Origin of the sequence: Candidatus Methylacidiphilum fumarolicum, assembly GCF_949774925.1 — a bacterium.
Classification (GTDB): domain Bacteria; phylum Verrucomicrobiota; class Verrucomicrobiia; order Methylacidiphilales; family Methylacidiphilaceae; genus Methylacidiphilum; species Methylacidiphilum fumarolicum.
Genome location: NZ_OX458932.1, coordinates 117,463 through 130,050, shown reverse-complemented (window position 1 = coordinate 130,050; position 12,588 = coordinate 117,463). Strand labels below are relative to the sequence as shown.

Below are 12,588 nucleotides of genomic sequence, written 5' to 3'. Positions count from 1 at the left end.
TTACTTTTTATTCTCCTTTATTGATTCTCACATAGCGTTCAGAAATATCCGTAGTAAAAAATCTATATTGACCTGAGCCAATATGAAGATCTATGAGAAGAGAAAACATTGGCATTTTTACTGTTTTTTTAATCAAGCTTTCCTTGGTTTCGGTTCTTACACCAGAAGCCACAACCTGAAAACCATTATAAAAAAGATCAATTTTATTCTGATCCACATTCGCCCCTGAATATCCAATGGCACACAGGATCCTTCCCCAGTTGGGGTCTTCACCATTCCATGAACATTTCACCAGCAGAGAATTCCCTATGGATCTGGCCACAAGCTCCGCTTCTTTGTCTGAAGCAGCACCTTGAACAAAAATTTCAACGACTTTAGTTACCCCTTCACCATCTTCCAACACCTCCCTGGCAAGCCGATCCAGAACCAGTCGCAAAGCATTTTTGAAAATTCCTTTCTGAGGGCTATCCATTCCGATCGTTGTATTTTTTGCTAGCCCATTCGAAAACACTAAAATGGTATCGTTAGTTGAAGTATCCCCATCGATAGAGATCCTATTGAAGGTTTCCTGTACACAGCTGTGTAAGACACTATTAAGGTATTCGGGAGAAAGAGCGGCATCTGTGGTGATTATTCCAAGGGTTGTCGCTAAGTTGGGAGCAATCATTCCAGCCCCTTTGGCCATGCCTCCAATAATAATTTCCTTATCTTCTATTTTTACTTTTAAAGCCGCCTGTTTGGGAACAGTATCGGTAGTCATTATTGCTTCAGCGGCATCTTTTCCCCCTTCCACATTGAGCTGCTTACAGGCCTTTTCTATCCCTCGGATAATTTTTTTCATGGGAAGATACACCCCAATCCTGCCTGTCGAACAAACACATACTTCATCTGGAGAACAACCCAGAAAAGAGGCTGTCACAGTAGCCATCTTCTCAGCATCTTCAATACCCCTAGATCCTGTGCAGGCATTGGCATTGCCGGAGTTAACAACGACAGCCCGCGCTTTGCCTTTTTTCACCCTTTGCATGGATACGATGACGGGGGCTGCTTTCACTTTGTTTTGCGTAAAGACCCCTGCAATATCTGCAAGGTGTTGAGAAACCACCAAAGCCAAATCGCTCTTTTTACCAGGCTTTATGCCGCAACTTATCCCAGAAGCAAGATAGCCTCGAGGAGCTGTTACTCCTCCAGATTTAATGAATTCGATAGATTCCTCTTTCATGGGCCTAATCCAGTGGTTTGAGCTAATCCAAATCTTATGTTCATTGCCTGTATAGCCTGTCCCGCTGCCCCTTTCCCTAGATTATCAATTGCTGCTACTATTAGACACTTCTTCTTTTCCGCTAACAAGTGAATTGAAAAATACAAATAATTGGTATGGAGTACAAATTTCAGCTCAGGCATGATCCCTTGGCTCAAGACTTTTATAAAGGGGGCTTTTTTATAAAATTCCAATACCGCATCTTCTGCTTCTTGTTGAGAAATATTGGTGGTTAGAGTAGCTGTGATGTTCAGCAGAATGCCCCTACAAAGAGGAGCTAAAATTGGCACAAAAAGCACTTCTACAGGCTTCCCCCCTACCACTTTCTTTATTTCTTGGTGGATTTCAGGGACATGGCGATGATTTGGGAAACCATACGGTCTCAAATTTCCAGAGATTTCACTAAATAGTAGTTTAGTATCCAAAGTCTTTCCCGCACCCGTAGTCCCGCTGATGGCAAAGACTTCGATCAACTGGGGATCTATCCATCCTTTCTTTAGCAAAGGGAGAATAGATAGGAGCACACCAGTTGGATAACAACCCGGCATGGCTAATAGGTTTGAGGAGCTGATCTGTTCAACGTAAATTTCCGGTAAGGCATAAACCGCTTTCTTCAAGAGCGCTGTGTAGGGATGCGAAAATTTATAATAAAGTTCATAATCCAAAGGATTTTGAAGACGAAAATCGGCACTTAAATCAATGACGACCTTGCCTTGTTCATACAGATAATGAGCATAAGGCAAGCCTTTGCCATGCGGTAAAGCAAGAAATACGGCATCAGTTTCTTTACTTATTGTTTCTAGCTCGTCTGGATTGCTAAAGGGCAGGTTCCCATACCTTCCAATGTTTGGGAACACAGAACCAAGGGGCATATTCTCATATTGTCTGGAAGTAATTATCCGAAGATCAATTCCAGGATGATTGGCTAGCAGCCTTACTAATTCTTCTCCTGAATAGCCTGAGGCCCCAATGACACCGACTCGGATGGGAGACATGACAAAAATCTGAATGGGTCTTATTTATAAGCTTTTTACAAGAAAGCTACTAATAAAAATGTACTTTGAAAGCAAAAACTAACGCTTGGAGAATTGGAATCTTTTTCTTGCTCCAGGCTGTCCCGTTTTTTTCCTTTCTTTCATTCGCGGATCACGTGTCAAGAGCCCTTCTTTTTTCAACGAACTCCGATAAGAACTATCATACTTTATTAAAGCTCTAGCCACAGCCAATTTCATAGCCTGAGCCTGGCCCATCAATCCCCCTCCAGTAGCCTTCCCAAGGATATCAAATTTTTTCGTCCCTTCGACCACTTCCAAAGGTTTCACAACTTCCCATCTGTGAACAAAAGTTGGGAAATAAAATTCTATATCTTTCCCATTGATTTTTACCTCTCCCTTTCCTGGTTTAAGGATAACTGTCGCTGTTGCCGTTTTTCTTCTTCCAGTGGCTTGAATCTGAATATTATGAGGAATCGCTGTCATCGTAGTCTCAATCTATTGAAATTGGAATAGGTTTCTGCGCTGTATGAGGATGTTCAGCCCCCTCATAAACATGAAGTTTGGTGTATATTTTCCTACCAAGCCTGTTATGTGGAATCATCCCCCTGACCGCATGCTCAATTATAAATGTGGGCCGTTTTAAACGGATTTTTTGCGGAGTATAATTCTTTTGTCCTCCAATATACCCAGAATAGGTAGAATATCTTTTTTGAAATTCTTTTTTCCCACTGAAAATAGCTTTGGAGGCATTAACAATAATAACGTTGTCTCCAGTATCTACGTTAGGGGTAAAGATGACCTTTCCCTTCCCCCTAAGGAGGGTAGCTGCCTTGAGAGCAACTTTACCTACTATCTGATCCTTGGCATCAATAAGATACCAGTTGCGACTAACTTCTGTTGGCTTTTGAAAATATGTTTTCACTGAGGAGAAAAAATTGTTTCTTTTCGTTCGCCTGTCAAGGAATTAACTTCATGAATTTTTAAGAAAAGCCTTTAAGGAGGCGTTCACATTTATCCAAATGTCGTTTTATTATAACCCCATAAATTTGCTGGAACGTTAGAAAAATTAATAAATATTCGATCAGGTTTTATCCTGCAATGTTTTTCGATCAATGCACAAATTTCACTAGAAAGCTCTCCGCAATTGTTAATAGGAAGATTGATAGCCCGCAATTCCACAAAAGCTGCTGGTTCTTCATTTCCAGAGAACAGGAATCGCTTTGCCCCCGAATAACTAATCATTGTATAACTTTGCGGTTTTTTTAGTTTTTCAACAATAAAACGACTGGCTGACTCAACAAGATCTTTTTGTTGAGCCTCAGTTAAAGCAACGTTCGTTTCGATCGATAAATATGGCATACTTGGGATACTAATCAGTTGAAAAAATCATTGCAATAATCCATTTTAACTAATCCTTACATTATAAGAGGAAGAAAGATAAAATAACTGTATTTTTTTATCATGATTTATTTAAAAATAAACTAAAATTTTAACTATCATTTAGTTGTTATGGCCATTGGTTCGATTTCCATTCAATTGCCTGCTTCAAAAGAAGGGACAGTTGGCCCAGAGATGTCTGGAGCAGATTGCGTGGTCGCTTCACTTGAGAAAGAAGGTGTAACCACCATTTTTGCTTATCCTGGTGGTGCCAGCATGCCTATGCACCAATCTCTTACGAGAGCTAAGTCCCTTAGAACTGTACTCCCTCGGCATGAGCAGGGTGGAGTTTTTATGGCTGAAGGCTATGCTCGAGCCACAGGGAAAGTTGGCGTATGCATGTCAACCTCTGGTCCAGGAGCCACCAATCTTGTCACTGGTATCGCCGATGCTTATATGGATTCGGTTCCATTAGTTGCCATCACGGGGCAAGTCAAAAAAGACATGATTGGGAAAGGAGCCTTTCAAGAAACAGATGTCTTTGGGATTACCCTGCCTATTGTTAAACATAGCTACTTGGTTATAGATCCAAGAGAAATTCCACAGATCATTAAAGAAGCTTTGTTGATTGCCAGGTCTGGCAGGCCAGGACCAGTTGTTATTGATATTCCGAAGGATGTCCAACAAGCTGTTTTTAAGCCCTTCTTCCCAACTTCTACAGGCTTGGAACCAAAACTTGCTCCCCCTCCTTTGGATCGTTCCCTACTGAAAACGATTCTCGATTGGATAGAAAAAGCTAAAAGACCTGTGCTCTACGTTGGCGGAGGCATTATTTCCAGTGGTGCTCATCTTGAGCTTTTAAAATTCGCCGAAAGAACAAACATTCCAGTAACAACCACACTGATGGGTATTGGCTCCTTCCCTGAGAATCATAAACTATCCCTTAAGTGGCTTGGCATGCATGGATCCGTGTATGCGAATTTTGCGGTCGACCAGTGTGATCTACTCCTAGCCTTTGGGGTTAGATTTGATGATCGGGTTACAGGTAAAGTAGAAGCCTTTGCCCCAAAAGCCCTCATCGTGCACATCGACATCGACAACTCTGAGTTGAATAAGAACAAAAGAGTCGACTTAGCGGTTTTGGGTGATATAAAAGAGGCCCTTTCTGCGTTGAACCAGCTTATTGATGAAACAACATGGCATCCTCCAGACTTTTCCACTTGGCATGAAGAAATCCAAGCTTGGAAAATGAAATTTCCTTTTCGATACAGAAAAACAGAAGCGCACATTCTTCCTCAAATGGTTGTTGAAGAAATCTACAAGTTGACTCGAGGCGAAGCGATCATAACCACTGGAGTGGGTCAACATCAGATGTGGGCTGGACAATTCTATAACTTTCATCACCCACGGACCTTTTTGACATCCGGGGGGCTGGGAGCGATGGGATTCGGCTATCCGGCTGCGCTAGGTGCAAAAATAGCGATTCCTGATGCAACGGTCATAGATATCGATGGAGATGGCAGTTTTCTAATGAATATCCAGGAACTTGCCACTGCCGTTACTGAAGAAATACCTGTTAAGGCTATCATTTTGAATAATCAACACCTTGGAATGGTCGTGCAATGGGAGGACCGGTTCTATGATAGTAACAGGGCCCATACATTTCTTGGATGCCCAAATAACAAAAAGAGAATTTATCCTGATTTCCCTCAGATATGCAAAGGCTTTGGGGTAAGAGCAGAAAGAGTAACAAAACCTGAGGAATTGGTTCCGGCCCTAAAAAGGATGCTTGAGGCTCAGGAGCCATATGTCCTTGATGTAATCGTTCCCTATACCGAGCATGTTTTACCTATGATTCCTGCAGGAATGACTGTTAAGGACATTATTATTGAGAACGATTAATACTCAAAGAACACTCTATCAACACGATTCTAAGATTGCCTATTAGAAAGGTAAGTTTTAGGTTCGCTCCTCTAAGAAATTTCCCCTCCTATCTCAAGGAGACTAAATTAGGTAACTAGTTTAAAGTTCCAAGCCAAACAAACCTATTATAAGCGCTCCTTAAAACAGTAACCTTAAAGGAATCAAACGGACTCCGTCAAACAGGCGGTATTCCCCCCCCATGAGGACAATCTGCAGGTGATCAGCCAAAAGTCGACGAGAGTACCGCACAAGCGCTTACAAAAGAGTCTCCAGCGCTGGGCTGAAGGGGGATCTGAAGGAGCAGCGGGAAGTATTGGAAAGGTTTAGTCTGGCATAAGGCAAGACGGTGGTCGAACAGCTGGGGAATTGATAGCAGCAGACTAAACTATAAGAGAAAGATTTCTTCACGTCTGATGGAGATGGAGGAACGGGGCGAGAAGATCTCCGATGGTCAAAATCCCAAAATACACTTCTAAATGGGAAGAAATTTCGTAAGTGAGGAGTTGGTTGATTGGTCATTTTCCTGGAAAAGTGTCTTTGGAGGACCTTATCCTCTTTGAGTCCAATCCAAAGATTTTTTCCGAACTTCATAGACAAAACCCACCCCAAGTAAAAACAGAAAGAATAGAATAACAAAAAACGCTCCTATTCCCCGAGACAAAAGGTCTTGATAGGATATTGCCCAAGCGAAGAAAAAAATAGTCTCAATGTCAAAAAGAATGAAAAGCATTGCCACCATATAAAACTTTACAGAAAATCGTGGATTCTGAGGACCTATTGGATCTTTCCCACATTCATAGGGAATATCTTTTTCTTTTGTTTTCCTCCCTTTTTGCCCAATTAGAGCAGCAACTCCAAGCATTCCAGCAGCAACAAGAAGGGCCGCCAGAAATTGAAACACAAAGGCAAGCGTGTTGATTTGTTCGGACAAAGGCTGTGATTGTGCCAAAAATAAGCTCATAACAATAAAAAAACCCCTTTTTTATCTTTTACTATTGCCATTAATAATAAGAAAAAAAAGTTTTTTATTATCTTTGAATGATCTACTCCAGTATGGTGAAAGTTTCTTTTTATAGCAAAGCCTTTTTTCGACAAATCCGAATCTCAAGCAGTATATTCGTCGGCTAAACAAGGAATGCCTGGAATATACTACAGCTCCGATACCTCTTGAAGAGCTTCTCGCTGTGTTTTCCTAATCGCTCTATGCCATATCGATGGTTTGGGGGCAGGATGGGGGAACTTTTAGAAGTCTATTGCTACTCATCTAAATAAGATTCTGCTGGTTGAAATTAGAACTAGGGAAAAGACCACAGAGTCCTGCACTTCCTGACAAGCACTATGGCATTCATCCAGGACTAGCTTCTATAGCCCTTAATAGACTCATCACTGCTGTTGTCGCAGGGTAGTCTGAAATTTGTGGAAGAATATAAGTAAGAGTCACATTTTTGCGCTGAATCATTACTTGCATTATAATTTTCCAGCATGAGAAAACCACAGTGGTGCAATGGGGAAGTCGATCAGGACCATTGCCTTGGAATTGGAAGAAAGATTTTCCACTTTCATTCCATTGGAAAATCTCCTAACTATCATTTTCTTGTTTATCTGCAAATAGCTCACAGGTCATTTGAGGAAGTTCTATGGGGAAGGGTCCACTTTCTCGAGCCAAAATTATTGTCTCCTCACCGAGAGCGGCGGACCACTTATGGTTCTACAACATATCGAGGAGAAACACTTCGGTGTAGATTTGTCGAATGAATCATTCTAAGGATTTAAAAGAAGAAGAAAAAAAAGAAAGATTTTTTTTTGCTTTTTGGCCGGATGAAAACCTACAATCCCTTTTAAGCAAGCAAGCCAAGGATTTATTTCCAAAAATTGAAGGGAGAGCCATTCCTCAAGATTCTCTTCATATAACTGTTCTTTTTTTAGGTTGGACTTTACCAAGCCTCATTGACGAAATTACAAAACAGATCCCCTCTTTTTTAAAACCAGAGGGCTTTCCGCTCTCTCTCCCCTTCGACAAAGCTGTTTTTAAAAAGAAAGGTAAAGAAGGCATTATATGGTTTGAAGCCACGCTTGTGCCTTTAGCTCTAGAAAAACTGATCAAAGAACTTATCCAGCTCATGATCCATAAAAAAGTGGACTTTCAGGCCTACGATAAATTTATTCCGCATATCACCGTGTTTCGCCATGTTTCTTATAAGAGTGTGCCGGATAATATGAAAAAAAACCAACCAATCATCCTGCCTACACCTTTCGAATTAACCATAGAGGCTTTGCATTTAGTACGGTCTGAACTTAGACCTTCAGGAAGTCATTATACCAAAATTTGGAGTTATTCATTGAAACAATAATGAACTATTTTTTGTGCCTACAGGTTTTCTTTGCCAAAAAGTTTTTTTTATTTTCAATTCTTCTTCATTCTTTGTAAGCTTTTCTATGATCGATCGATACACCCGCGAACCCATGCTCCAAATTTGGAGCGAAAAAAAAAGAATCGATAGTTGGATTCAAATTGAATTTCTCGTTTTAGAAACTCTGGTTGAGTTTGGCTATTTACCAAGAGAAGAAACAAAAGATATTCAGAAAAATATATCAATTGGCCTCGAGGAAATTAAGAGACGCGAAGCAATCACTCAGCATGAAATTCTTGCTTTCCTTGAACCACTTGCTGAACAGCTTGGTCCAGCAGGAAGGTATCTCCACTTTGGTTTAACTTCTTCAGATATCCTTGATACTACCTTTGCTCTCCAATTGAAAGCAGCCGCAGAGCTTCTCCTTTCGGATATCGACATTCTGCTTAAAGTGATCGAAGAGAAAGCTGTCCAGTATGCCTTTGTCCCCATCATTGGAAGAACTCACGGAGTTTTTGCAGAACCTACGACTTATGGATTAAAACTGCTGCAGATGCTTGAAGAATTCAAAAGAGCACGTAGCCGACTGCTGCAGGCAAAGGAAGAAATATCTTATGGCATGATTTCTGGTGCTGTGGGAACTTATGCTCATTTGGATCCAAAGGTCGAAGCAACTGTGCTAAAAAAACTTGGATTAAAAGTTGAGCCTATTTCCTCTCAAGTGATTCCTCGGGATCGACACGCTTTTTTTCTAAATTGCATTGCTCTTATTGGGAGCTCTGTGGAGAGATGGGCTACAGAGTTTCGTCATTTACAAAGATCTGAAGTACTCGAAGTCGAAGAGCCATTCAAGCCAAAGCAGAAAGGTAGCAGTGCCATGCCACACAAAAAAAATCCCATTCTTTGTGAAAGGCTATGCGGCCTAGCCCGGCTGCTAAGAGGCTATGCTCTTTCTGCCATGGAGAATATAAGCCTCTGGCATGAAAGAGACATCAGTCATTCCTCTGTAGAAAGAGTGGCTTTCCCTGATGCCACTATCCTGCTTGATTATATGCTTGCATTGCTTTCAGATGTCCTCAAAGGTCAAACGGTCTATCCAGAAAGAATGAAAGAAAATATCTTAGCCAGTCGTGAGCTCTTTGCTTCAGAAGGGCTGATGTTGGCTCTCGTTCAAAAAGGTATAAGCAGAAAAGAAGCTTATGAAGCTGTACAGCAAGTGGCAATGACTTGTTGGCAAGGCGACAAGCCGTTGAGTGTTTATGCTAAATCTCATCCCTTCATTTCGACTCTTCTCGAACCTAAAGAGATCGATTCTCTCTGCTCCCTTGACTTTTATTTGAAAAATGTCCCTACTCTTTTCCATCGCTGTGGAGTAAAAATTGAAGACCAACGCTGTAAATCTCACGAACATGACTAGAGCTACAATACTGATTCTTCCTAAAGAGGGTGTTTTTGATCCTCAAGGAGAAGCGATCCGAAATGCTCTGATTCATTTAGGGCTTGCAGAAACCCTATCGGTCCGAGTAGGTAAGGAAATTGTGATCGAATTTAAAGAAGCCGATCAGGAAAAATTGAAACAAAAAGTAGAAGAGATCACCAAAAATTTTTTATCCAATCCCGTAATAGAACAATTTAAAATAGAATGGGAAAAGGAAGGACAATGAATTGGGCGATTATCGAGTTTCCTGGTTCAAATTGCGGCCCCGATTGTGTTTATGTCGTTGAAAAAGTGCTTAAGCACAAAGCAACAGTACTCTGGCATACAGAAAAAAAAATACCCTCTGTTGATGCTATCATTCTTCCAGGTGGATTTTCTTATGGAGATTATCTAAGAAGTGGAGCTATAGCCTCCTTATCGAATATTATGGGTGCGGTTAAAGAAGCAGCAAGAATTGGGGTTCCCATTATTGGAATTTGTAATGGTTTTCAAATTCTTTGCGAATCAAAGCTTCTCCCTGGAAGCTTGATCACTAACCGTTGCCTTCAATTCATCTGTTCTCCTGTTAATTTGCGGGTAGAGACAAATGAGTCGATCTTCACTTCTCTCTTTTATTCAGGGGAAGTCATCCAAATACCGATTGCTCATGGGCAAGGCTGTTTTTATGCTGACCCACCAACCATCCAAAAAATGGAATCGGAGGGACTGATCCTGTTCCGTTATTGCGATGCTAACGGTAACATTAGCCAACAATCCAATCCCAATGGGTCTCTGAGGAATATTGCCGGCATCCGTAATCTCAAAGGAAATATCCTTGGCTTGATGCCACATCCTGAAAGGGCGTCAGAAAACGAATTTGGATCTGTTGACGGGAAAAAGATTTTTGAATCGGTTTTCAGGTACATGGAAGCCAAAAAAGGAAAACTACTGCCTTGTTGATTGACAAAACTTTAATCATTCAATTTATTAGACCAGTGGATCCAAACTCTACTACTCCTCCTCTGGATGATTATTCATATTGGGAGTCGAAATATCAATCCGGACAAGCAGGCTGGGATAGGGGGGCACCTTCCCCTGCACTTGTAGAAGTCTTACAACGATTTCCCACACCCAAAAGGGTGCTTGTTCCTGGATGCGGAACTGGCCATGATGTCCATTATTTAGCAAGCCTCAAAATTGAAGCCGTGGGTATCGATTTTGCTCCCTCAGCTATTGAGACGGCCAGAAAAAAGGCTCAATCCCCTTTGGAAAATTATCTTCTGGCTGATATTTTTTCTCTTCCGCAGCAGTTCCATGAATCTTTTGATCTGATTTGGGAGCACACTTGTTTTTGTGCCATTCCCCCAATTAAAAGACCCCATTATGTCCAATCGATGTATAGTATGTTGAGACCTGATGGGCTTTTTCTTGGAATTTTTTTTCTTGATACCGAAAGCTCCACCGAACCTCCTCCCTATTGCTTTACTTTAAATGAAATCGATCGTCATTTTGATCCCTATTTCCAGCTAGAGGCTGAATGGTTGCCTTCTGCCTACTATCCAGGAAGAGAAGGAGAAGAAATTGTTAGACTTTATAAAAAACTTTCTTGATACCAAAGCTCATTGCCGCCGTTCAAATGCTCAAAGAGATAACAAAAGCTACCAAATCAAACTCTCTTTCTTTGGATAATCGTGCTTTTCATCGAATCATTGCTTTCGGAGTCATTGCTGCAGGTTTTTTTTTCCATTTGTGGTTTTCCACAACCTTTTGGCTTATCCCAGATGAAGCCTACTATTGGCTATGGTCGAAACATCCATCCCTTTCCTATGCCACTAAAGGACCTGTCGTTGCCTGGTGTATAGCCGTTGGTTCCTTTTTTTTTGGAAATAGCATTTTGGCCATTAGATTCATGGCTCTATTGTTCAGCATCGGAAGTGGCGTGTTAATCTATTCCTTAGCTGAAAAACTTTTTGATTCTCGAACAGCTTTGCTTTCTGTTTTGTTTGCAGCCAGTTGCCCGATTTTTTCAATCGGCTCTGTGCTTATGACAATCGATTCGCCATCCTTATTTTTCTGGCTGCTTTCTGCTTTTCTATTCCTGCAGGCTATTGTGCAAGACAAAAGAACATACTGGGTCTTTACTGGAATGAGCTTGGGAGTAGGTTTTCTGGCTAAATATGTGAATGCCTTTGAACTCCTTTGCTTTAGCCTTTATTTATGGTTCTATCCAGACAAAAGAAGGCTTTTACTTTCACAAAACTATGCCTATTTCCTTCTTTTTTCTTTTTTATTTTCTTTACCTGTATGGCTCTGGAACGCCAACCATGGATGGGTAACGGTCCATCATCTCCTCCATCGTGGCGACTTAACCTCTTCGTTTGTTATAGAACCAACCGAACTTATTAAATTTCTCCAGGAACAGCTTTTGAGCTATTCTCCTTTCCTATTCATAGGCATTATTTGTTCTATCATTCTGGTCCTTTGGTCACCCGCTTTTCGTTCCCCACAAACCCTTTTTCTTCTTACATTATTTCTTCCTGCCTTTCTCTTCTATACTTTTCTAAGTCTACATAAAGCGGCAAAAGGCAATTGGACTGTCACGGCCGTTTCTAGTGGAATAATCCTTTTAGCTTATATTATGGTAAGGCTTTTTCATCTTCCACACATCAAAGTGCTTTTACTCAGTGGATTGGCTGTTAGTTTTTTGCAAACCGCCCTTCTGCATAGGGAAGACCTTTCGTTTCTCGGGATAAAACCAGAAAAAGATCCCCTTTTGAGACCCAGAGGATGGCAAAGCGTTGCCGTCGAGCTAAACGAAATCCAGAAGAAGTTCCATCCTGAATATTTCATTGCCAACGACTATGCTTTGGCAAGCGAGTTGCAATTTTTAATTCAAAGCTCTAAAGTCTTTATTCCTACATGTCTTCAAGAACAAACACAATTTGCCTTTTGGGAGAGTTATCCAATTCTGCATAATGCCAAAGCAATCTATATTTCAAACGATCAAAGTAGACTTCTTCCAGAATGTCTCAAAAAAGAATTCTCAACGATAGAGCCTTTCGGTGGTTTCTGGAGAGAATATAAAGGGAAAAAAATAGAATATTATACCGTATGGCTGCTTTCTTCTTTCCCTTCTGCTTCTCGATCAGAAAATTGAATGTTTCATAAGTCTCATTAAGCACTTGATAAACGGATCTTTTTATTTTGAAATAACACACAACGGATAGATCTTTAAAAAGAAAACAACAAAAGCAAACCTTTCTC

The 12,588-nt window shown here is 40.9% G+C and carries 15 protein-coding genes; 8 read left to right on the top strand and 7 right to left on the bottom strand.

Annotated elements, in window-relative coordinates:
• Nucleotides 1–7: 7 nt before the first annotated feature.
• From argJ to QOL44_RS00580, 5 genes are all read right to left on the bottom strand, one after another.
• Nucleotides 8–1,222 (bottom strand): bifunctional glutamate N-acetyltransferase/amino-acid acetyltransferase ArgJ, encoded by a 1,215-nt coding sequence (gene argJ / locus QOL44_RS00600; protein WP_009058063.1) that lies wholly within the window; start codon nucleotides 1,220–1,222, stop codon nucleotides 8–10.
• Nucleotides 1,219–2,256 carry an N-acetyl-gamma-glutamyl-phosphate reductase gene (argC, locus tag QOL44_RS00595; protein ID WP_009058061.1) on the bottom strand — a complete coding sequence of 346 codons (1,038 nt, stop codon included), beginning with the start codon at nucleotides 2,254–2,256 and terminating at the stop codon, nucleotides 1,219–1,221. The genes argJ and argC overlap by 4 nt, the downstream gene beginning before the upstream one ends.
• Before the next feature lie 78 nt (nucleotides 2,257–2,334).
• The gene (gene rpsI / locus QOL44_RS00590) at nucleotides 2,335–2,739 is read right to left on the bottom strand and encodes a 30S ribosomal protein S9 (protein ID WP_009058059.1); all 405 of its coding nucleotides are present in this window, start codon (nucleotides 2,737–2,739) and stop codon (nucleotides 2,335–2,337) included.
• A 7-nt stretch (nucleotides 2,740–2,746) separates the two neighbouring features.
• Nucleotides 2,747–3,178, bottom strand: a complete 432-nt coding sequence (rplM, locus tag QOL44_RS00585) for a 50S ribosomal protein L13 (RefSeq protein ID WP_009058057.1) — start codon at nucleotides 3,176–3,178, stop codon at nucleotides 2,747–2,749.
• Nucleotides 3,179–3,267: 89 nt separating this feature from the next.
• A complete protein-coding gene (locus QOL44_RS00580; protein WP_009058055.1) occupies nucleotides 3,268–3,615 on the bottom strand; it encodes a phenylpyruvate tautomerase MIF-related protein in 348 nt (115 codons plus the stop codon).
• 150 nt (nucleotides 3,616–3,765) lie between these two features.
• Between QOL44_RS00580 and ilvB the strand changes: the two genes are divergently transcribed.
• Nucleotides 3,766–5,535 (top strand): biosynthetic-type acetolactate synthase large subunit, encoded by a 1,770-nt coding sequence (ilvB, locus tag QOL44_RS00575; protein WP_009058054.1) that lies wholly within the window; start codon nucleotides 3,766–3,768, stop codon nucleotides 5,533–5,535.
• A 568-nt stretch (nucleotides 5,536–6,103) separates the two neighbouring features.
• Here the strand turns inward: ilvB and QOL44_RS00570 are convergent.
• Nucleotides 6,104–6,517, bottom strand: a complete 414-nt coding sequence (locus QOL44_RS00570; RefSeq protein WP_009058053.1) for an NADH-quinone oxidoreductase subunit A — start codon at nucleotides 6,515–6,517, stop codon at nucleotides 6,104–6,106.
• A gap of 322 nt (nucleotides 6,518–6,839) precedes the next feature.
• Between QOL44_RS00570 and QOL44_RS00565 the strand changes: the two genes are divergently transcribed.
• Nucleotides 6,840–6,962: a hypothetical protein gene (locus QOL44_RS00565; protein WP_009058052.1), complete on the top strand. Its 123-nt coding sequence runs from the start codon at nucleotides 6,840–6,842 to the stop codon at nucleotides 6,960–6,962.
• A gap of 61 nt (nucleotides 6,963–7,023) precedes the next feature.
• On the opposite strand, the gene QOL44_RS00560 is transcribed toward QOL44_RS00565, so the two are convergent.
• Nucleotides 7,024–7,146 carry a hypothetical protein gene (locus QOL44_RS00560; protein ID WP_258042247.1) on the bottom strand — a complete coding sequence of 41 codons (123 nt, stop codon included), beginning with the start codon at nucleotides 7,144–7,146 and terminating at the stop codon, nucleotides 7,024–7,026.
• A 161-nt stretch (nucleotides 7,147–7,307) separates the two neighbouring features.
• On the opposite strand from QOL44_RS00560, the gene thpR reads away from it, so the two are divergent.
• From thpR to QOL44_RS00530, 6 genes are all read left to right on the top strand, one after another.
• Complete coding sequence (gene thpR / locus QOL44_RS00555; RefSeq protein WP_009058051.1) at nucleotides 7,308–7,907, top strand: RNA 2',3'-cyclic phosphodiesterase; 600 nt, start codon at nucleotides 7,308–7,310, stop codon at nucleotides 7,905–7,907.
• A gap of 85 nt (nucleotides 7,908–7,992) precedes the next feature.
• Nucleotides 7,993–9,324 (top strand): adenylosuccinate lyase, encoded by a 1,332-nt coding sequence (gene purB, locus QOL44_RS00550; RefSeq protein WP_009058050.1) that lies wholly within the window; start codon nucleotides 7,993–7,995, stop codon nucleotides 9,322–9,324.
• Nucleotides 9,317–9,571, top strand: a complete 255-nt coding sequence (gene purS / locus QOL44_RS00545; RefSeq protein ID WP_045086428.1) for a phosphoribosylformylglycinamidine synthase subunit PurS — start codon at nucleotides 9,317–9,319, stop codon at nucleotides 9,569–9,571. Before purB ends, purS begins: the two co-directional genes overlap by 8 nt.
• Nucleotides 9,568–10,284 (top strand): phosphoribosylformylglycinamidine synthase subunit PurQ, encoded by a 717-nt coding sequence (purQ, locus tag QOL44_RS00540; RefSeq protein WP_009058048.1) that lies wholly within the window; start codon nucleotides 9,568–9,570, stop codon nucleotides 10,282–10,284. The genes purS and purQ overlap by 4 nt, the downstream gene beginning before the upstream one ends.
• Complete coding sequence (locus tag QOL44_RS00535) at nucleotides 10,281–10,934, top strand: methyltransferase domain-containing protein (RefSeq protein WP_009058046.1); 654 nt, start codon at nucleotides 10,281–10,283, stop codon at nucleotides 10,932–10,934. Before purQ ends, QOL44_RS00535 begins: the two co-directional genes overlap by 4 nt.
• Nucleotides 10,931–12,481: an ArnT family glycosyltransferase gene (locus QOL44_RS00530; protein WP_009058044.1), complete on the top strand. Its 1,551-nt coding sequence runs from the start codon at nucleotides 10,931–10,933 to the stop codon at nucleotides 12,479–12,481. The genes QOL44_RS00535 and QOL44_RS00530 overlap by 4 nt, the downstream gene beginning before the upstream one ends.
• The last annotated feature ends 107 nt before the right edge of the window (nucleotides 12,482–12,588 follow it).

Bases quoted from the DNA above. Each gene is read 5' to 3' on its own strand.
- purB (WP_009058050.1), top strand. From the start codon at position 7,993: ATGATCGATCGATACACCCGCGAACCCATGCTCCAAATTTGGAGCGAA.
- ilvB (WP_009058054.1), top strand. From the start codon at position 3,766: ATGGCCATTGGTTCGATTTCCATTCAATTGCCTGCTTCAAAAGAAGGG.
- thpR (WP_009058051.1), top strand. From the start codon at position 7,308: ATGAATCATTCTAAGGATTTAAAAGAAGAAGAAAAAAAAGAAAGATTT.
- argC (WP_009058061.1), bottom strand. From the start codon at position 2,256: ATGTCTCCCATCCGAGTCGGTGTCATTGGGGCCTCAGGCTATTCAGGA.
- QOL44_RS00580 (WP_009058055.1), bottom strand. From the start codon at position 3,615: ATGCCATATTTATCGATCGAAACGAACGTTGCTTTAACTGAGGCTCAA.
- rpsI (WP_009058059.1), bottom strand. From the start codon at position 2,739: ATGACAGCGATTCCTCATAATATTCAGATTCAAGCCACTGGAAGAAGA.
- QOL44_RS00570 (WP_009058053.1), bottom strand. From the start codon at position 6,517: ATGAGCTTATTTTTGGCACAATCACAGCCTTTGTCCGAACAAATCAAC.
- argJ (WP_009058063.1), bottom strand. From the start codon at position 1,222: ATGAAAGAGGAATCTATCGAATTCATTAAATCTGGAGGAGTAACAGCT.
- purQ (WP_009058048.1), top strand. From the start codon at position 9,568: ATGAATTGGGCGATTATCGAGTTTCCTGGTTCAAATTGCGGCCCCGAT.
- QOL44_RS00560 (WP_258042247.1), bottom strand. From the start codon at position 7,146: ATGATAGTTAGGAGATTTTCCAATGGAATGAAAGTGGAAAATCTTTCT.
- purS (WP_045086428.1), top strand. From the start codon at position 9,317: ATGACTAGAGCTACAATACTGATTCTTCCTAAAGAGGGTGTTTTTGAT.